The sequence below is a fragment of the Methylobacter psychrophilus genome (assembly GCF_025583945.1).
GTDB lineage: Bacteria > Pseudomonadota > Gammaproteobacteria > Methylococcales > Methylomonadaceae > Methylobacter_C > Methylobacter_C psychrophilus.
In genome coordinates this window covers 1-19,545 of record NZ_JAOEGU010000048.1, presented here as the reverse complement: position 1 = coordinate 19,545, position 19,545 = coordinate 1, and the positions used below count along the sequence as shown (strand labels likewise).

General features: G+C 41.8%; 21 protein-coding genes. 4 read left to right on the top strand and 17 right to left on the bottom strand.

Annotated elements, in window-relative coordinates:
• Positions 1-5 precede the first annotated feature (5 nt).
• The 4 genes from N7974_RS16505 to N7974_RS16490 all read right to left on the bottom strand — a co-directional run bounded on the left by N7974_RS16505 (position 6) and on the right by N7974_RS16490 (position 2,849).
• Positions 6-494 carry a DUF1269 domain-containing protein gene (locus N7974_RS16505; protein WP_262966679.1) on the bottom strand — a complete coding sequence of 163 codons (489 nt, stop codon included), beginning with the start codon at positions 492-494 and terminating at the stop codon, positions 6-8.
• Between the two features lie 118 nt (positions 495-612).
• Entirely contained in the window at positions 613-951 is a 339-nt protein-coding gene (locus N7974_RS16500) for an HdeA/HdeB family chaperone (protein ID WP_262966678.1), read from the bottom strand.
• Positions 952-1,622: 671 nt separating this feature from the next.
• The gene (locus N7974_RS16495) at positions 1,623-2,348 is read right to left on the bottom strand and encodes a DUF3313 domain-containing protein (protein WP_262966677.1); all 726 of its coding nucleotides are present in this window, start codon (positions 2,346-2,348) and stop codon (positions 1,623-1,625) included.
• 273 nt (positions 2,349-2,621) lie between these two features.
• Positions 2,622-2,849 carry a hypothetical protein gene (locus N7974_RS16490; RefSeq protein WP_262966676.1) on the bottom strand — a complete coding sequence of 76 codons (228 nt, stop codon included), beginning with the start codon at positions 2,847-2,849 and terminating at the stop codon, positions 2,622-2,624.
• 659 nt (positions 2,850-3,508) lie between these two features.
• On the opposite strand from N7974_RS16490, the gene N7974_RS16485 reads away from it, so the two are divergent.
• Together N7974_RS16485 and N7974_RS16480 are read left to right on the top strand one after the other, a co-directional pair.
• Positions 3,509-4,246 (top strand): sensor histidine kinase, encoded by a 738-nt coding sequence (locus N7974_RS16485; RefSeq protein WP_262966675.1) that lies wholly within the window; start codon positions 3,509-3,511, stop codon positions 4,244-4,246.
• A complete protein-coding gene (locus N7974_RS16480) occupies positions 4,243-4,872 on the top strand; it encodes a response regulator transcription factor (protein WP_262966674.1) in 630 nt (209 codons plus the stop codon). The genes N7974_RS16485 and N7974_RS16480 overlap by 4 nt, the downstream gene beginning before the upstream one ends.
• Positions 4,873-4,909: 37 nt before the next feature.
• Here N7974_RS16480 and N7974_RS16475 read toward each other — a convergent pair whose 3' ends face one another.
• From N7974_RS16475 to surE, 3 genes are read right to left on the bottom strand one after another with little or no spacing between them, the layout of a single operon-like run.
• A complete protein-coding gene (locus N7974_RS16475) occupies positions 4,910-5,494 on the bottom strand; it encodes a YqaA family protein (protein WP_262966673.1) in 585 nt (194 codons plus the stop codon).
• A 2-nt stretch (positions 5,495-5,496) separates the two neighbouring features.
• Positions 5,497-6,159, bottom strand: coding sequence for a protein-L-isoaspartate(D-aspartate) O-methyltransferase (locus N7974_RS16470; protein ID WP_262966672.1), 663 nt, complete (start codon positions 6,157-6,159; stop codon positions 5,497-5,499).
• Positions 6,156-6,911 carry a 5'/3'-nucleotidase SurE gene (gene surE, locus N7974_RS16465; RefSeq protein WP_262966671.1) on the bottom strand — a complete coding sequence of 252 codons (756 nt, stop codon included), beginning with the start codon at positions 6,909-6,911 and terminating at the stop codon, positions 6,156-6,158. Before surE ends, N7974_RS16470 begins: the two co-directional genes overlap by 4 nt.
• Before the next feature lie 74 nt (positions 6,912-6,985).
• On the opposite strand from surE, the gene N7974_RS16460 reads away from it, so the two are divergent.
• Complete coding sequence (locus tag N7974_RS16460) at positions 6,986-7,555, top strand: Smr/MutS family protein (RefSeq protein ID WP_262966670.1); 570 nt, start codon at positions 6,986-6,988, stop codon at positions 7,553-7,555.
• 529 nt (positions 7,556-8,084) lie between these two features.
• Positions 8,085-8,393: a hypothetical protein gene (locus tag N7974_RS16455; protein ID WP_262966669.1), complete on the top strand. Its 309-nt coding sequence runs from the start codon at positions 8,085-8,087 to the stop codon at positions 8,391-8,393.
• A 61-nt stretch (positions 8,394-8,454) separates the two neighbouring features.
• On the opposite strand, the gene truD is transcribed toward N7974_RS16455, so the two are convergent.
• From truD to N7974_RS16405, 10 genes are all read right to left on the bottom strand, one after another.
• The gene (gene truD, locus N7974_RS16450) at positions 8,455-9,489 is read right to left on the bottom strand and encodes a tRNA pseudouridine(13) synthase TruD (protein WP_262966688.1); all 1,035 of its coding nucleotides are present in this window, start codon (positions 9,487-9,489) and stop codon (positions 8,455-8,457) included.
• A 97-nt stretch (positions 9,490-9,586) separates the two neighbouring features.
• Positions 9,587-10,060, bottom strand: coding sequence for a 2-C-methyl-D-erythritol 2,4-cyclodiphosphate synthase (ispF, locus tag N7974_RS16445; protein ID WP_262966668.1), 474 nt, complete (start codon positions 10,058-10,060; stop codon positions 9,587-9,589).
• On the bottom strand, positions 10,053-10,751 hold the full coding sequence (ispD, locus tag N7974_RS16440; RefSeq protein ID WP_262966667.1) for a 2-C-methyl-D-erythritol 4-phosphate cytidylyltransferase: 699 nt from the start codon (positions 10,749-10,751) through the stop codon (positions 10,053-10,055). The genes ispF and ispD overlap by 8 nt, the downstream gene beginning before the upstream one ends.
• Positions 10,752-11,052: 301 nt before the next feature.
• A complete protein-coding gene (locus N7974_RS16435) occupies positions 11,053-11,556 on the bottom strand; it encodes a hypothetical protein (RefSeq protein ID WP_262966666.1) in 504 nt (167 codons plus the stop codon).
• A 457-nt stretch (positions 11,557-12,013) separates the two neighbouring features.
• Positions 12,014-12,283, bottom strand: a complete 270-nt coding sequence (gene ftsB / locus N7974_RS16430; RefSeq protein WP_262966665.1) for a cell division protein FtsB — start codon at positions 12,281-12,283, stop codon at positions 12,014-12,016.
• Between the two features lie 83 nt (positions 12,284-12,366).
• Positions 12,367-13,647 (bottom strand): phosphopyruvate hydratase, encoded by a 1,281-nt coding sequence (gene eno, locus N7974_RS16425; RefSeq protein ID WP_243221748.1) that lies wholly within the window; start codon positions 13,645-13,647, stop codon positions 12,367-12,369.
• Positions 13,648-13,655: 8 nt separating this feature from the next.
• Entirely contained in the window at positions 13,656-14,489 is an 834-nt protein-coding gene (gene kdsA, locus N7974_RS16420) for a 3-deoxy-8-phosphooctulonate synthase (RefSeq protein ID WP_262966664.1), read from the bottom strand.
• Positions 14,486-16,120 carry a CTP synthase gene (locus N7974_RS16415; RefSeq protein ID WP_262966687.1) on the bottom strand — a complete coding sequence of 545 codons (1,635 nt, stop codon included), beginning with the start codon at positions 16,118-16,120 and terminating at the stop codon, positions 14,486-14,488. Before N7974_RS16415 ends, kdsA begins: the two co-directional genes overlap by 4 nt.
• Before the next feature lie 258 nt (positions 16,121-16,378).
• On the bottom strand, positions 16,379-17,707 hold the full coding sequence (gene tilS / locus N7974_RS16410) for a tRNA lysidine(34) synthetase TilS (protein ID WP_262966663.1): 1,329 nt from the start codon (positions 17,705-17,707) through the stop codon (positions 16,379-16,381).
• Between the two features lie 138 nt (positions 17,708-17,845).
• Positions 17,846-18,751 carry a hypothetical protein gene (locus N7974_RS16405; RefSeq protein WP_262966662.1) on the bottom strand — a complete coding sequence of 302 codons (906 nt, stop codon included), beginning with the start codon at positions 18,749-18,751 and terminating at the stop codon, positions 17,846-17,848.
• Positions 18,752-19,545 lie beyond the last annotated feature (794 nt).

The window sequence follows — 19,545 nt, the reverse complement described above, 5'->3', positions numbered from 1 at the left end:
AAAAATTACCCGTTTAAAGCAGCCTGAATTTTAGCTTCATCTTCATGGGAAAGAGACGTTTTGAGAATGGTTCCGCCAGTACCTTTTAACTCTTCAAGAACTTTGTCGGGTGCGGCTGACGGGCTTCGCAGCAGAACGAACAGTGCCGAACTACCAGGTGTCAAGGTGGCACCGAGTTCCTCCATAAAATCATCATTAATTCCAACGTCAGTGAGAGCACCTGAAACCGCACCCGCCGATGCGCCGACGGCTAAACCCAAAAGCGGATTTAGAAATATCAAACCAATCAGTGAGCCCCAAAAACCTCCCGTTATCGCACCAGCAGACGTAAGATTAAAAGCCTGATGTAATTTCACTTTACCATTGTCATTTTTAACAACAACAACTGCATCTTCGAGATCCAGCAGATAATCACGTTGCAGTTTCCACAACTGGAGGCGGACTTCTTCTGCTTTATGTATATCTTGATAACCGACGACTATTAATGTGCTCATACCATTTCCTTAATTAATTTTTCGGATGCTATTGTGAACTTGCTGCAAGCTATAATAGCCTAAAAAAGGCCGTCACCTTATAAGATGACAGCCTTTTTTATCATTTAAAGACGACCGATTAAAGTTTTAATTTACTCTTCAATTTCGCCCAGAAAGATTCTTTTGGAGCCTTTTGGCACTCTTCTATCAGAACAGGAACCAGTGTTTCAGTATCAATAACTTCGATAATTACATTTTTGGCCTTGCCACCCTTGGTATGAGCAGCCGCTGCGATGATATACTGATGTTTAATGATATCATCAATGCCAATAAAATCCTCACAGGTTACTTTGCCTAGCGGTTTCTTCACGCTATCCGCTTTCAAAGTCTCCGTCTTGGGAGCATCAGTCGCAGAAACAAACCCTGAACCGGCAAACATAACAGTAGTGATAGCCATTGTAATAAGTCTGATATTCATATAGTTATACCTCTAGTCAGGTTAATTTTAAGATTTAGAATGACGTAATATTAACTCCACAGACATTGTTTTATTTTATATCCATCAAATGCATACACTATTTAATTTAATACAACGTGTATTCTTTTATGCCAAGAGCCTTACCAATACCCCGCCAAGGTCTGTTTGCTTTTTTCAGGTTAGGTGAGTTAACTCTTTAGGTTATATTAGCAATCGGATGTTAATCGCCTGACCTGAAAAAAGCTTCTTAGGTGATATCCGAGAATTAATAGTCCCAAGTGGCCCAGAATTTTTGTTTATTTACAACGACTGCAAGGACAGATATTCGCTCCTGCAAACTCTGCATTCACCACATCCCTGTGGATTATGCAGGAGCTACGTAGCCATGGATAGCGGAAGGTAGAATCGCGTCTGGAACAGCGATCGAGAGCACCAACAGTAGGCACCTTAAGAGACGCAGGAGCGGTTGCCGAGGCGAAAAAATAGGCACGTAGCTTGCTACGTAACTATTTTGACCGCCCAGTAAATGAATAATATACCCAGCAAGCTGGGTATATTATTCTCAGGAAATCACCTAAGTCCAAGATATTGTAAACATTTGGAGCGAAATTATAAATTCCGCTCCATTTGCTTATTCCTGAATTGACACGAGAATAGAAAGATTACCTTGATTATGGCGTTGCGGTACCCGAAGTCCAAGAAAATAGTCGGGTTGTCAGCAGTTCAGCCCAATGGTTAACAGCATTTTCCGCATCACCCCATTTCCACTGAAAACCGGCCTTAATCGAACCGCCACCGATCTGTTTATCTACTGCCAAGGCGAGCACCTCTCCCGAGACAGAATCGGTTATTTTAATCTCGCCCTGAGCTGCGCCAACGAACGGCATGGAACCGGTTGCCAGATACTTGAGATTAGCCAGCATATGCGCCTGCGGAACTATTATGGAAATACTGCGTAGTCCTGGCGTGGCTGATTCGGCATCGGTCAAGGCGACATCAAGTTTCATGACACCCGGCCCGGCTTGGTCGACAATCTGAAATTTCTGTCCGAGCTGCTCTTTAAATTGTTGCGAAGTATAGTTCACCAGCATCTGTTGATCAGCAGCGGACAGCTTTGAAGAGTCGCCGCCCCAGTAAGTTACTGGAGAAAGCAGGATTTTGTTGTACTGGCTCCATTTGGTAGTTGGATTAATGTAACGTAAACCCGCCTGTTCCTTGCCGCCGACGGTGAGCAGAGAACATTCGCTGGCAAGAAAAGCACAATTAACGCCAGATTGTTTAAGATCAACCTTTTGGGTAGTTGTACAGGCACTTAATGCCAACAGACAAAGAGCAATCAATGGGAGACCCACCCGAGCTTTTGTTTGAAATACTGAAGTAGTCGATTTAATGTTCATGGTTTTTTCCTTATGTTTAACTTAAGTTGGTTATTCGAAAAAATTACTTAATTCTTTACAAGAATTGACAAAAAACTTCTCCCTGCAAAATCTAAAGTAAACCGACAATTCTTGCGAACTGTCCATCCTGTTAATACTTCAATTAATGTTCTCCTTACCGGACTTTCATGGCTTCTTCGATCTTCGCTTTTACAACATCAAGTTTAAAGTCTGAGCCCCTTTTTGCAGCGGCGGATATTCAAGAGCCGTCGTAGCCAGCTTACCCACTTGCTGCTATACAAATACGGAGCGCCAAAACTCGTACTGAAACCATTGAAAGTAATTCTCTGCCCCGTTTAGTGTCCTATTTACAGGAAAGTCAAAGCGCCCGAAAGAATCCAGACGCAGATTCGTCAGGACCGGCGCATCCACATGCTCCTTACTGCCAATCCAGCCGCCGGGTTGGTCAATAAAACGATATTTGTAGTTATCGATACGCACGGCTCCTGACGTACCCCACAATAGAAGGTTTCGTGGCGATTAGACAGCCCTTTTCCGGTAATCAAGTCCAATTGGTTGTAGCCATCAAGATGCACTTTGTACTTGGTGTCACCGATTTTTTTGCCCTTTAACAACTCATCGATAATAGTTATCCTGACATCGTTGATATAAGAACCAATGGCTAACGACCGAGGTTAGCTCATTTAATAATAGCAGTGCATGAAGAATTTACGCTATTGACCTTTAGGCCTAGATCATTGAAAAAAAGTCGAAACAGACTATTCTTTTTAAAGATACCAAGAAGCATTACACGTTTAATATTCTGAAGGACAACTCAGGTGATTTCCTGAGAATAATATACCCAGCTTGCTGGTCTTTTTATTCATTTACTGCGTTGTCGAAATAGTTACGTAGCTAGCTACGCGCCTATTTTTTCGCGTTGTAAATAAACAAAAATCCTATGCCACTTGGGACTATTAATTCTTGGATATCACCTCGGCCCTTTACTACCAAGTCCAAATATCGATATGACATACAATCCTTTACTTATAAATAATCGATGTTAAGCCTCGCGAAGGCGGGATGAATCGGTTTCATCCCGCTTCACAATCTGCTAGTCATTGAGAGTCAAGATCAGATCAACCTATCGCTGGATAAGTTAGTTACAAGTAATGGTAAATATGAAAATGAATAAACATCGTAGCGAACCGGGTGGACTGTCAGGCGTAACCATGACAGGCGAATTATTTTATACGTTAGCACATGAGTTAAAACAGCCATTGACAGCAATTCTCAGTAATGCTCAGGCCGCACTGCATTTTTTACCACAGGACAACCCGGCTCTGGATGAAGTACGAGATATACTTAAAGATATTATCAACGAAAATAAACGCGCGAGTGAAGTGATTAACCGCTTACATCTGCTGCTTGGGAAGAAAGAAATACAACATCTGCCAGTTGATATAAACGAGCTGGTACAAGAAGTTTTGGCACTCATTAATGGCGATTTGGCTAATGGTCAAATAATCGTCAATACCAGTCTCACGCCAAATTTACCGGCCGTTATTGGCGATGGGGTACTGCTGCAACAAGTGCTTCTCAATCTATTATTAAATGGCTGCAATGCCTCGGTTGAGAATGATTGTCTCGAAGATCGCCAACTCCATATCCAGACACGACAAAACGGTGACTCTGTTCAAGTGTCAGTGACTGACCAAGGCCAAGGTATTGCACTGAATAACATGGATTATATTTTTGAGCCTTTCTTTACAACCCGATCACAAGGTATGGGATTGGGACTGGCCGTCTGCCGTACTATTATTAATGCCCACAATGGACATCTTTGGGCGACAAATAACACAGATTGTGGCGCGAGCTTTTATTTTACGCTACCGACCTATCAGAGAGAAAGTACATGACCCGTTCAATACCTACCGTGTTTATAGTTGACGATGATGCGTCGGTATTAAAAGCCCTTGAGCGACTGCTGAGATCAGTAGGACTCAATGCGACCACCTTTCTTACACCGCAAGAATTTTTCGACCAATACGATCAAAGTATTCCTGGTTGCCTGGTACTGGATATTGCCATGCCTGGTATAAACGGTCTTAAGATGCAGCAGGTGCTAGCTGATCAAGACTATACGTTACCGATTATTTTCCTTACCGGCCACGGCGATATTCGAATGAGTGTACAAGCGATAAAGCAGGGAGCAATTGATTTTCTGACCAAACCCGTCAATGATAGTATCTTGATTGCAGCCATACAAAGTGCCCTTGAGAAGGATCGCATAGCCAGAAAAATTTTTTCCGAACTAAGTGAACTCAGGCAACGCCTGGCAAAATTGACACCGCGTGAGCGAGAAGTTTTAAGCCATATTATTTCCGGAAAAATAAACAAGAAAATAGCCGCCGAACTGGGTACGGTGGAGAAGACAATCAAGGTTCACCGTGCACACCTGATGATGAAATTAAAAGTACATTCACTGGCCGAACTGGTGAAACTTGCCGAACGCTTAGGCGTTACTTCCTCGCCGATAGAATAAAAAATATCATTAATGATAACGACAAAACACAGCCCAATTATCCCTGGTAAAAAAGCTTATAAATACCCCCACCAATAACAACTAACGCGACTATTGTCCAGCCCAATCTATCCATATATTCACGCAATTTCGATTCAAATTTTGCACCACCAGCCGCCAACAACATTGCTACCAGAAAAAACCGCCCACCTCGGCCGATAATGGAGGCTATCACAAAAGGTAAAAAAACCATATTCATCGCACCTGCAGCAATAGTGAATACTTTATAAGGAATAGGCGAAAAACCGGCAACAAACACTGCCCAAAAGCCCCAATCTTTAAACCAGCTTTGAGCTATCAAATAACTATCCCAATAATGTGTAGTTTGTAGCCACGGCTCAATGCGATCAAACAAAAAGTAGCCAATCATATAACCGAATATACCGCCTAAAACAGAGGCGATAGTTGTCAATAAGGCAAAGCGAAAGGCTTTATCAGGCTGTGCCAGGGCCATGGGAGCCAACATTACATCCGGTGGTATCGGAAAAAATGACGACTCGGTAAAGCTTAATACAAACAAATATCTGGAGGCATGACGGTGCCTGGATAACTGCAAGATTTTGTCATACGATTTTTGAAACATGGTTATTCTTTTCCTGATAAAAAAGGTACAAAAGTAACTGCTTCCAGTTGCTCAATATCATAGCCGATGGTTGTGCGAGTAATCCGCTGTAAGATTTGCTGCCCACTGATACCGATAGGGATAACCATAACACCACCAATAGCTAACTGCTGTAACAACATTGGCGGAATTTCAGCCGCTGCTGCAGATACCAGAATACCGTCGAAGGGCGCATAATCGGGCCAACCCAAATGACCATCACTGTATAAATAGCTGATATTTTTAAGCTTTAAATCCCATAAATTGCTTTTGGCTTTTTTCTGTAGCGGCAGGATTCTTTCAATAGAATATACCTGATCAACTAAATTCGCCAAAATAGCGGTCTGATATCCACAGCCGGTGCCTATCTCAAGAACCTTACCTAAATGATCCGATGATCTCAACAACAATTCGGTCATTTTTGCGACAATATAAGGCTGGGAAATGGTTTGATTGTAACCGATGGGCAGCGCAGTATCCTCATAAGCTCTACTGGCCAAGGCTTCATCCATAAAAATATGCCGAGGGGTATCACGCATAATTTCCAGAACTTTTTCATTGTAGATACCCTGCCCCAACAAGCGTTTAATCATACGCTCACGTGTGCGTAAAGAAGTCATACCTATGCCTTGCAGGCTTAGCGTCATAACTCGCTCTCATTTGGCAACCATGCCTTTAACGCATTAATTCGCTCATACCAGGTTAAATCAATCTGCAAGGGAGTAACCGATACATAGCCGGCATTAATCGCATAAAAATCAGTCCCGGGGCCTGCATCCTGCTCGGCGCCCGGCGGTCCTACCCAATAAATAGTACGTCCACGGGGATCTTCGCTCTTGATTACCGGCTCTGATTTGTGACGTTGGCCCAGTCGCGTAGCCTGATAGCCTTTTAAATCAGCTATGGCGACATCCGGCACATTAACATTAAGAATTGTATCTTTTGGCAAAGGATTCTTAATCAGTTGCTTTAATAGTGTTACGGCAACCTCGGCAGCGGTATCAAAATGAATAGGATTACTGCCTACCAGTGATATGGCAATAGCCGGCAACCCTAAAAACCGCCCCTCGGTTGCCGCCGCAACAGTACCGGAATAAAGTACGTCATCACCCAGATTGGAACCATGGTTGATACCCGCAAAAACCATATCAGGCTCTTTGTCCAGAAAACCCGTTATTGCCAAATGCACACAATCGGTAGGCGTACCATCGACCTTAATAAAGCCGTTATCGGTTGTATAAGCGCGTAACGGCATTTCCAGCGTTAAGGAGTTACTCGCAGCACTGCGATTTCTATCAGGCGCAACTACTGATACTTTTGCATGTTTTCGCAAGGCATTGGCTAATACTGTAAGACCTTCAGCCAAATACCCATCATCATTACTTACCAAAATATGCATAATCATTCGCCCTGAAGCGCAATAAGCTATAAAATCGAACATCTTAGCAACAATACCTAACAAAATCAGCTTTCGTGGCAAAAAAAACGCTTACCTCAGAAGACCGGGACTTATTTCGCCAGACTATTGGTAAAGTCCACGCCGTTAATAGTGACAAGGTACTGTTAAATAAAGACAATAAACCCAAGCCTTACCCAAGACCCCTGATCATTGATGTCAACGGTCATTTGATCGACTCGGCAACAACAGATATAGAAAACGTCGGACTTGAAGACGCCTTAAGCTTTATCGCTCCGGGCTTGCAAAACAATGTCTTAAAAAAATTGCGACGCGGTTTTTTTGGTCTGGACGCTGAAATTGATCTGCATGGCTTAACCAGTAATGCTGCTAAACAGCAATTACTGCATTTTATGCATGACTGTGTCGACACGGGTTGCCGCTGTATACATATTGTTCACGGCAAAGGCTATCGCTCAGCTGACAACCACCCGGTTTTAAAAAACAACATCAACTTATGGCTAAGACAGCATAAAGATGTTCAGGCCTTTTGTTCTGCAGCACCCAAAGATGGGGGCACGGGCGCAGTGTTTGTATTATTGCAGTTGGGGGAAAAGTATAGCCGTTACAGTGAATCTGAATTATAGGGACGCTTCTCCATCATGCAATATGGCGGAGTTTGCACTCCCGTTGCCTGCATTTTGCGGCTACCAATTTAAAGTATAGATTTTCAGATAAATAATCTCGATACTGACGGATACCATCCCTTTGAGGGATGTTATCCTTACCGGCTAAGACCGCACGCAGAAAATACCTCCCCAGGATACGTCTAGTTCACACGTTCCAGTGTCACTGTCGGCATTCTCACGCGCGAGTGTAGGAACGATAGGTGGTGTCTTATTTATTACGAGCGGCCATAATCTTCGATCAGCTTCCAGTACTAACTTTTAATAAATTCCCTGTGGCAAAGTAGAACTTAATCATTTATTTCCAGGCGATAGCTATAGGTATTTATACGAATGGTTTATTTACCACCAAGACATTAAAATCCTTTTAAGTTGGAATGCCACTATTTAAGTTACCCAGCAGAGTTTCCATCAAAGGCAGGGGAAATATAAAACTTATCTTTGATATCTTCAGTTTAATTTTTTACCATAGCTAACGGATTGAATTAAAGTGATAAACCAATTAATTGATTTACAACAGCTAATTTGTATTCTTGATGAATCAGAAATTATTCAGACAAAAAGATATGACATCAATACATTAATTCATCTCATTCAACATGCAGACTTTGGCTTTGCAGCTATCATCGAGGAAGCGATAGGCGGAGGTACTTTACTTTACGAACAAAGCGGGCAATCAATTAATACACTCAAGCCTGATAATGCTTCCACCCCAGTTACTCTGGCTTTAAAACCTGCTGAAATCACCAAATATTTCCATCGACGTTGCAAATCCGGACCAGCATCCAGAGGCGGTTGATAAGAATTTATGCAAAAACCTCCGCTCCCTTTTTTTCAAAGAGGATTAACTGTCAAACTTATTACAACTCGATAATCTCACGTAATACTGATGTTGCATAACTGCCCGCCGGCAAAGTAAAACAAAGTTCTACTATACTGTCAGTAACAAACTGCCACTGTAACTCCTGCACATTAACCCGTAATGCACGCCGGTCTTTATCAACGCCAAAAGCAATCAAACCCTTTGCCAATTCAGGAGTTGCGTCGATAATAGCTTGCTCAAGGCTTAATGCATCACCTGACACACCATGATCACCTTTTCCCCATAACGCCCCCGTCGGATGCATATCTTTTATCTCCAATCGCCGAATAATTTCAGCATCAGGAAACTCCGATTTAAAACAGCTATGCGACAGGTCAAATTGGTAAGTATCACCCGCAACCGGTTGATCCCAGTTTTTACCGCTAACCCGACCCGCTAAAATCTGGTTGAACAAATATGAGCGTGCGGCAGATAAATACAAACTACGTTGCTCTCGCCCGACTTTGGTACCGGCAAACATTGCCAACGCTTTATTAACATTTTGACCTTCATTACCAAAGCGTTGAGACCCGTAATAATTAGCCATGCCGTTGGCTTTTATGGCATCCAACTGCTGAATGGTTTTATCTTTATCACCTTGCCAATCCCGAACTATCAGCGTAAAACTGTTGCCTGACAATACGCCCCGTTTTAATTTGCGGGCATGACGTACCGCCTGTAATACTTTCATACTGTCAGTTTCAAACTGCGACCAGTCCGGATCAGCTTTACCGGGCAACCAGACACTAAACCATTGTGTGGTAACCGCATGTCGATCTTTTAGCCCGGCGTAACTGACATCACGTTGCCTGACATTTGCAAATCTTGCTAGTTGCCTGGCGACATAATCGGTATTTTCTCCGGTCTTTTCTATTTGCAAAAAGGCATGTTCTCCGATACCGGATGGTTCAAAAGCCAAATTTTCTTTAACAATAAAGTCTTCGGGGATACTACGGATTTTACCGGAACCAGAAGGTTGACCATAAACGTAAGGCCATACCGGGATTTCAATAGTTTGCGTGTTTACAGTCATATTTTTTAAAATTTTCACATTCCTACTTACGAGCACGAGCGGTAAAACAAAAATTCCTTTTTACCTTTTACCTTTTACCTTTTACCTTTTACCTATATTATTTTTCAATCAAGACAATGGCTTGTACGGCAATGCCTTCTTTGCGGCCTTCAAAGCCTAATTTTTCTGTAGTGGTAGCTTTTACATTAATGCAATCAACATCCACGTTTAAATCATCGGCAATATTTTGGCACATGGCAACAATATGTGGTGCCATTTTAGGGGCTTGGGCAATGATAGTCATATCGGCATTAACCAGTTGATAGCCTTTATCCTGCACGATGCCGTAAACATGCCGCAACAAGACCCGGCTGTCCGCGCCTTTAAATTCAGGATCGGTATCAGGAAAGTGTTTGCCTATATCACCCAAAGCTGCCGCACCTAACAAAGCATCACAGAGCGCATGCAGTACCACATCACCATCGGAATGTGCTTCCAAACCTTGTTCATAATCTATTTTGACGCCGCCTAATATCACATCACCACCGTCTTTAAAACGGTGTACATCGTACCCCATGCCTACTCTAATCATTTTGATGCTCCATATAAAATTGCGCTAATGCCAAGTCTTCGGGTCGGGTAATTTTTATATTATCAGGACGACCTTCCACTATTTTTGGTTGCAAACCTTGTAATTCCAGGGCGCTGGCTTCGTCAGTAATGGCAGGATTGCCTTCTGCGGCTTCCAGTGCGCTTTTTAACAGGCCATAACGAAACATCTGCGGCGTTAAAGCCCGCCAGATATGACTTCTATCCAAGGTACCCAATATGCTGCTACCTTGAACATTTTTTAAGGTGTCATGTGACGATAAGGCAAGAATTCCGCCGACCTCATCATTTGCCAGCGTAGCAATTAGATGGTGTATATCCATTGCCGTTATACAAGGCCGTGCTGCATCATGTACCAACACCCAATCATTATCCGAGGCTAACGGACGTATTGATTTTAATGCAGAAAGCACGGAATCCGCACGTTCTTTCCCGCCCGCAGCAGTAATGATTTGTTCATGAGCCGAGACGTCAAGCTCGGGCCAAAAAGGATCTTCTTCAGAAATGGCGACGGCAACAGCAGTAAAAACCTTGGCATTTAACAAGCGCAGCAAGGTATGCTCAATGACTGTTTTACCGGCAAGCTCCAGATATTGTTTGGGGCGATCTGCATTCATACGCTTGCCAACACCGGCTGCCGGAACAACAGCCCAAAATTTTATTGAATCAGTCATGGGTGAAAATGGTTTTATAAAATAAGAGACTTTACTAACGGAATTCAGGAATGATGAGGTTAATTTAAATCGTTTTTTTCTACTTCGTGTTGATATTATCAAGATAACGTTATCTCGACCACCTCATCGTAAGTTTTATCAAATTTATCTTCTGTAGAAAGCGAATACATATTCAAAAACGTATTTATTAGTCCTATAAAAACAGTCGTAATACGAATACTACATGGAAATTATTTATCTGAAAAATATAGTAAATAATAACTATATTTTTATATACACTGTTGTTCCTGCTAAAAAATCGTTAGCAGAGCACTATGAGCAAGATAAGTCCGGGGAGGATACCCAAAATCAAGCCAACCACAATGGCGATGACTTCGCCTGTTGAGTAGTTACACCCAACTTTACCTATGTTTAAGTTAGCCGCCCTATCATTATCAAGCCCGGCAAGCATCATACCCGAGAACTCATCAGCGACCTCATCTGGGGTATCCGCTGCTTCAATGCGCGAACGTCCATCACTAAGACGGGTTTCAGCCAAACGTAAATCCTCGCTAAAAGGCATAACAATTCGGGCATTACTTAGTGCATCTATAGCATCGCTGGTAGGGGCAAGCGCCAAGATACGTGCTTCATCAACACTGCCTGCTGCTGAAATATCATCACGCAGGCGAATAAGCTCGGGGTTCTGTGCTGATCCGGTTGAACAGGTTGCCTGAACCAGATCCAGAGATTCTAAATTAGGCCAGCCAGCGGCTCCAGCTGTTTTCGTCAGCATAAAAACAACAATCGGTATGATTGCCACCATTTTTAAAAGCCATAAAATATTTTTACTGTTGAACAAAGTTTTTCTCCTTCACAGTCCAGGCAAATAGCCGACTCCATGATTTATAAATTAATGTAAAGTGTATCCAAGAATTAATATACCCAAGTGATGCAGGATTTTTTGTTCATTTACAACGACTGCAAGAATTAAGGGCAACGCAGTAGTAATTGTCCAGGCGGAAAAACAGACACGTATAGATTCTCGGATATATAATTTCGATGTTAATAACTACCATGCCTTCAAAGAAATGTATCTATATGATCTTACTGAGAGGTGAATTGGAAATTTAATTTCTGGAAATCTATATAAGGTTTTTTAATGATTATTACCTTAGCTTGACAGTATTGATAATTTTCTCAGGTACTAAAAAAACAAAAAGGCGTAAGGCTAAAAGTGCTTTTTTCACTGTTAGCCTTACGCCTTTAAGCTGGATTTAACTTCACTCAAGAACCTGAAAAAAAGTCTCGCCCTCTCTCATCATTCCTAACTCATCCCGTGCTCTTTCTTCCAAGGCTTCCTGTCCTTGTCTTAAGTCTACTACTTCAGCATAAAGCGCTTCATTACGCTCCCTTTTTTCTTCTACCTCTTCATTAAGGTCATCGAGTCGCTGTTGAAGTGTTGCTATCTCTTCAATACCGCCATCGCCATACCATAACCGGTATTGAAGCAAGGCAATAAGCAGAATAATAATTGACAGAAGAATTTTCATAATTTCAAAATTAAAAGGCATAAGGCTAAAAGGTATAACATGTTTTTCTTGCCTTATGCCGGTCATTTTAAGACTTAAATTTTTTAAAGCATTTTAAACGCGCTACGTCCTGCGTATCTTGCCAAACTGCCTAATTCTTCTTCAATTTTCATCAAACGATTGTATTTTGCAACGCGGTCAGAACGACTTAACGAACCGGTTTTAATTTGACCGGTACCCGTTGCTACCGCTAAATCTGCAATAGTAACGTCTTCAGTTTCGCCTGAACGATGTGACATAACTGCTGTATAAGACGCTTTATGAGCCATATCAATAGCCGCGAAAGTTTCAGTCAAGGTACCGATTTGATTAACTTTAATCAAAATGGAATTAGCGATATTTCTGTCAATACCTTTTTGTAAAATCTTGGGATTGGTCACAAACAAATCATCACCGACTAATTGAATGCGTCCACCCAATTTTTCAGTGATCAATTTCCAGCCGTCCCAATCATTTTCGTCAAAACCGTCTTCAATACTGATAATAGGGTAACGATCAACCCAATCAACAAAGAAATCAGCCATTTGTGCTGAACTGTAAGTTTTACTTTCAGACGCCAAATCATAAATTCCATCTGAATAATATTCAGATGCGGCAGCATCCAGACCCAAGTAAATATCCACACCCGGCTTATAACCAGCCAACTCAATAGCTTGCAGGATTACACTGATAGCTTCTTCGTTTGAAGAAAGATTAGGAGCAAAGCCACCTTCATCACCGACAGTAGTCGCCAAGCCTTTGGCTTTTAAAACTTTACTGAGGTTATGAAATACTTCTGCACCATAACGAATGGCTTCACGAAAAGACGGTGCACCAACAGGCAAGATCATAAACTCTTGTAAATCTACGCTGTTATCAGCATGTGAACCGCCGTTGATAATGTTCATCATCGGTACCGGTAAAATAAATTCACCGGATTTGTTCAAGTGGCGATATAAAGGTTGTCCGGCTTCTTTTGATGCAGCATGAGCCGCTGCCATAGAAACAGCCAACAGGGCATTGGCACCTAAACGGGCTTTAGTATCGGTGCCATCCAGAGCGATCATTACCTTATCCAGACCTTCCTGGTCATTGACGTCCAAACCGATAACGGCATCGCGAATCTCGGTTCTGACGTTATTAACAGCGTTTAGAACGCCTTTACCGAGGTAACGGGATTTATCGCCATCACGCAATTCGATTGCTTCACGTTCGCCTGTTGATGCACCGGAAGGTACCATTGCACTACCAACTACGCCGGAAGCCAAAACTACATCAGCTTCCAAAGTTGGATTACCGCGTGAATCTAAAATTTCTCTTGCACGAATCTCTACTATTGCGGCCATCATTTTTCCTATAGTGTTGTTTCTATCAGACTTTTAGCTTTTACGGCCTGATCGATAGTTAATAAAACTTCTAATAATTCTTGCATTCTGTACAGCGGCCAGGCATTTGGGCCATCACTTTTAGCTTCAGCAGGATTAGGATGAGTTTCCATAAATAATCCGGCAACGCCGACAGCAATCGCAGCTCTGGCCAACACGGGTACAAATTCACGCTGCCCACCTGAACTGGTGCCTTGTCCTCCAGGTAATTGTACAGAATGAGTGGCATCAAAAACTACCGGGCACTGGGTGTCTCTCATTACCGCTAAAGAGCGCATATCGGAAACCAGATTGTTATAACCAAAAGAAACTCCGCGCTCACAAACCATAATATGCTCGTTTCCTGTCGCTTTGGCTTTATTGGCCACATTAACCATATCCCATGGCGCAAGAAACTGGCCTTTTTTGATATTTACAGGGATGCCTTGCGAAGCCACTTGCTGAATAAAGTTGGTTTGTCGACACAGGAAAGCAGGTGTTTGCATGACATCTACCACGCTAGCCACTTCAGCCAGCGGCGTATCTTCATGAACATCAGTTAAAACCGGAACCCCGATTTGTTGCTTAACTTTTTCCAGTATTTTCAGTCCCGTCTCTATGCCCAAACCTCTGAAACTTTCGTGTGATGAGCGATTGGCTTTATCAAACGATGATTTGTAAATAAACGGTATATTTAGTGCCGTTGTTAATTCTTTAAGATAACCGGCGGTATCCAGTGCCAATTGCTCACTTTCAATCACACAAGGACCTGCAATCAGAAAAAATGGTTGATCTAATCCAACTTCAAAACCACATAATTTCATTGGGATTTTACCTTTTTATATTGAGCGGCTGCTATGACAAAACCAGAAAACAAGGGATGACCTTTTCTGGGTGTTGACGTAAATTCCGGATGAAACTGGCAGGCTAAAAACCAGGGATGATCCGGTAATTCGATAACTTCAACCAATCGTCCATCAATGGACTTGCCGGAAAAGCGTACGCCGGCTTTTTCCAGCTTTTCAATATACGAATTATTAAACTCATAACGATGGCGATGTCTTTCGGTAATAACATCTTTCTGATAAAGTTGAAAAGCCAATGAATCAGTTTGTAATCGGCATTTCTGACCACCCAAACGCATGGAACCACCCAAATCAGAATTTTGGTCACGCGTTTCGATTTGGCCGGTTTCATCAGCCCATTCGGTAATCAAACCAATAACTGGATGCGGTGATTTAGGCAAAAATTCTGTACTATGTGCGCCTTCCAAACCTGCCACATTTCGGGCAATCTCAATGACCGCTACCTGCATACCTAAACAAATACCCAGATAAGGAATTTTATTTTCACGGGCATAACGCACAGTGGCAATTTTACCTTCCACGCCACGCTCACCAAATCCGCCAGGCACCAGAATAGCATCAACATCTTTCAGCCGGGCAACACCTTCATCCTCAATTATTTCTGAATCAATATACTTAATATTAACTTTGGTCCGTGTACTAATACCAGCATGAATTAACGCTTCATTCAGTGATTTATAAGCATCAGAATGATCGACATACTTACCGACAATGGCAATAGTCACGTCATTGGCAGGATGGGTCAGCGCCTCAACGACTGTTTTCCATTGTGTTAAATCTGCAGGTGGCGCATCTATTCGCAACTTGTTAACGACAATATCATCCAAACCTTGCTCGTGTAATAACAACGGAATTCGATAAATCGTGTCTGCATCAATCGCAGAAATAACCGCTTTTTCTTCCACATTGGTAAATAAGGCAATTTTGCGACGCTCGGCTAGCGGAACCGGCAGCTCTGAACGACAAATCAAAATATCAGGCTGGATACCTATAGTGCGAAGCTCTTTAACTGAATGCTGGGTAGGCTTGGTTTTAATTTCGCCCGCAGAACGAATATAAGGCACCAGTGTTAAATGAATAAACAGCGATCTTTCAGAACCCAGTTCAAAACGCATTTGCCGGATGGCTTCCATAAATGGCAAGGATTCAATATCACCGACAGTGCCACCGACTTCGATTAAGGCAACGTCTGTGCCTTCGGCACTAAGATAAACCCGGCGCTTTATTTCGTCGGTAATGTGCGGAATAACCTGAACGGTAGCGCCTAAATATTCACCTTTACGCTCTCTACGTAAAACACTGTCATAAACCTGACCAGCAGTGAAATTATTCTTTTTGGCCATGGTGGTTTTAAGAAACCGTTCATAATGGCCTAAATCCAGATCAGTTTCTGCACCATCTTCAGTAACAAATACTTCACCATGTTGAAAGGGGCTCATAGTGCCCGGATCAAGATTGATATAAGGATCCAGCTTGGTCATAGTAACCTTGAGACCGCGAGCCTCAAGAATGGCGGCAAGCGACGATGCAGCAATGCCCTTGCCTAGCGATGAAACAACACCGCCGGTAATGAAAATGTATTTTGTCATTGAGAAGGTATGGAATTCAGAAGATAACTGATAACAGTTTAAATAAATCCCGTCTATTTTAATCGACAATGCACGGATAGTCATTGTCTTTATTCAGGCAACATCAAAATATGCCAGATCCAATCATGACAACGAATGGCCTCTATTAGCGAAAAGCTGGCATCAATGGACTGATCTAAATCGGCAAATTAGTATCAAGTTGAATTGAAACTGCATTTTGCAACCATCAGCTCAAGCTTGGCATTACACACACTACTTTCAACCATCTTTTTGTAAGAACAAACTAATACAGTCCTGCGCTTGTTCACTATAAAAATCTGCGCTTATCCACAAATCACCAACAGCAGCCAGCTTATCATCAAGATAAACCAGAGGTATTGCGTCCCTTTCCCAGGGTGGAATACCCGCTTCCTGAAACAATTTTTTCAAGGTATGACGGCCTTGACGCCCTGGCAAAGATATTTTTTCCCCGCCACTGCGAGCCCTGACAATAATGGTTGCTTTCTGCCACTGTTCTCGATCTATACCCACTGAGGATAACTGCCAAAACAAGGTTTGATTTACAGATACCCTAAATGAGGTTTGTTCTGCTGACCAGATATTTTCACGGACTATTTCCGGGGTAACGATTTTAAGACAATACAACTTGTCCCGATAACGACGCACGCAATAACCTTGTCCTGATAGCTCAGGCTCACGATCTTCTCTTGCCGAAATAACATCAGCCTGTAAGCGTTCAATAAACGCTTGCGCCGGCATTTTTAAGCTTAGCTTTTTAAACCATTGCCTGATAACAAGTGCTTGCTGCGTAGTTTTGCAAGACGTTAACTGACGGATACAAAGTGTCTTGTCGACTTCATTAAAAACTCCACGAAATAACGTTTCAGCATGCTCAGAGACCACAACCTGAGCATCAGCACAATGTCTGGCCGATCGTGCAACTGTTTTATCGCAAGCAGGCCAACGCTCTTTTAACAAAGGTAACACTGCATTACGCAAAAAATTGCGATCGTAATCGTTACTGAGATTACTGGGATCATTAACCCAGCTTAATGCATGTTTTTGCGCATAATCATCTATAGCCGACTTTGCAACATTGAGCAAAGGTCTAAGCATAAGACCCCGACCAAAAGCAGCGCTTTCAGGCATTGCCGATAATCCACGCAAACCACTACCACGAAACAATTGCAACAAGACCGTTTCCAGCTGATCATCCCGGTGTTGCGCAACCATCAGTACATCATCTGCATCAATTAATGACTTTAAAGCCGTGTAACGGGCATTTCTGGCAGCTTCTTCAGGACTTTCGCCCTGAATTGAAAGAGCATTAACACGTAATACCTTAAAGCCAACACCCAGACTTTCTGCCGTTTTTTTACAATGTCTTGCCCAGGATTCTGCTTCCGCCTGCAAGCCATGATGTACATAAACGGCAATGATCCTGTCTTTAATAGTTGTTATAGATGCACACAAATGCAATAACACATGAGAGTCTACCCCACCGCTATAGCCGATATAAATATGTGCAGGGTTGTTATCTTGATTTAACGCTGATGTTATAGAATGTGCTGAAAGCAACTCTGTCATGTGTGTTGTTGAAGAGGAGTTGTGTAGATTAATTATTAAACCACCAAGAACACGATGCTATTACCTTGGATGTTTTTTCGTGTCTTCGTGGTTTTATAATTTAAATTGATTGGTATGAAGTGGTAACTCGAGCAATCGTTATTTTTTAAATAAATTTTTGATTACAGGCCAGCCATTCGTTAACCATTGTTCTTTTACAAAGCCAATTGTCGGTTTAATCTTACTTGCAACCGTCTTAAGAGCGGTCCATATCCGATCGGCAATTGATGCTTCAGGGCTATCACGCCATTGTAAATAACGCGACCCAAAGCCGTTAATAAACACTGGCTTAAACAGCCACATTTCCAAAATAGAGGTGACCCACATAAACATAAACGAAATACCCATACCCATACCGGCAAAAATAACCAACCAGGCAAACATGGGATGAATTTTAGTTAACCACCATGACATGATGTCAGCAACAAGGAATATATAAGGCATACCGATGGCAATACACTTATATTGTGTTGTGGTAGTTTCCGCAAAACTAAAAATCAGGCCAACAAACATGAAAATAAAACTGATGCCGAACATATGAACATGAGAAACTCGTGTTAGCGATGCGAAGGTAGCACCGGTATCTTGAGTCGTATAAGCTTTCAATCCCTCAAATTCGGTAAAGTCTGGTACGCCGGAAGCTTCTTTGTTATGACACATAACACAACGGGTCTCGATTATTTTTTCAATACCGTCAATTTTATAATCATCGGCATCTGCCCCGGCTCTGACCCACTCCATAATTTTGAAACGCTCATCATCCGGCGCATTGGCTTTCATGGCACCATTCAACTGAGTTTCCAACACGGTACCAGAACGGTTACCATAATAGCTATAAACAATATCATTTACAGACAAGCCAAATTTACCATCAGCCATACCATGGGTAAACAATATCTGAATTAATGCAAAAAGATACCCTATACCTACGGTACACAGATATCCGGTAAACAATACCTTAATAGGGGCATCGTGATCTTTTAAAGGTGTGAATTTTGGAGTCATAATTTTATATAGTTTAAATGTACGATAGGACCATTACGAAGTAATAAGTTTACTGTAGTACCAAACAGAACCAATAATTCTGAAAGTAATACTGGTTAAAACATTATAACCCGACTTTATTAAGTATTTATTTCTACTGTCAATTAACTATACTCTCTTTCTCATGCTATTTTCCTGTATTGCCTTGACTTTACTGTCTTAGTAGACGGATGCCGGGCAAAACCAAAATAATAGTGTCTCAATAATAATCATTTCATCAAAGCGCATAAGCCTTTGTAAAAACACTAACAGATACAAAAATTAACAGTAATTTTTACACCAGTATAAATATTGATTGATTAAAATAGCCGGTCAAAATCATTAATTAATCTAAATCACCCATTATTTACTTGGCTATTGCCCTCTATAAAACTTACCCTAAAAAGTAAAATGGTCAATAAAAAAGCACTGTCATATTGAAAAAACTACATTATTAGAAGCCTGACGTTCGTTTTTTTTACTAACCTTCAGCGATACTATCACTTATCAATAATCGACGCGATGGATTGATTATTCCTTGCATCGACAATATGTAAATCAAATAACCGAAACATAACGAACAAAAATTGTTGGCTATACACCAACAATAAAAAAATATAAGAATCTCAGAATATTATTTATACTTTTCCCTAGGTTCTGTTGACGTTTCACCAATCCGGTAGAATAAGCCATTTTGAATGAAATGAAGCGGATAAAATTAAGTGATGAAGAGTGGACTCGTATTTTGGCAAGCTTAAAAAAATTGCCTGGAGTTC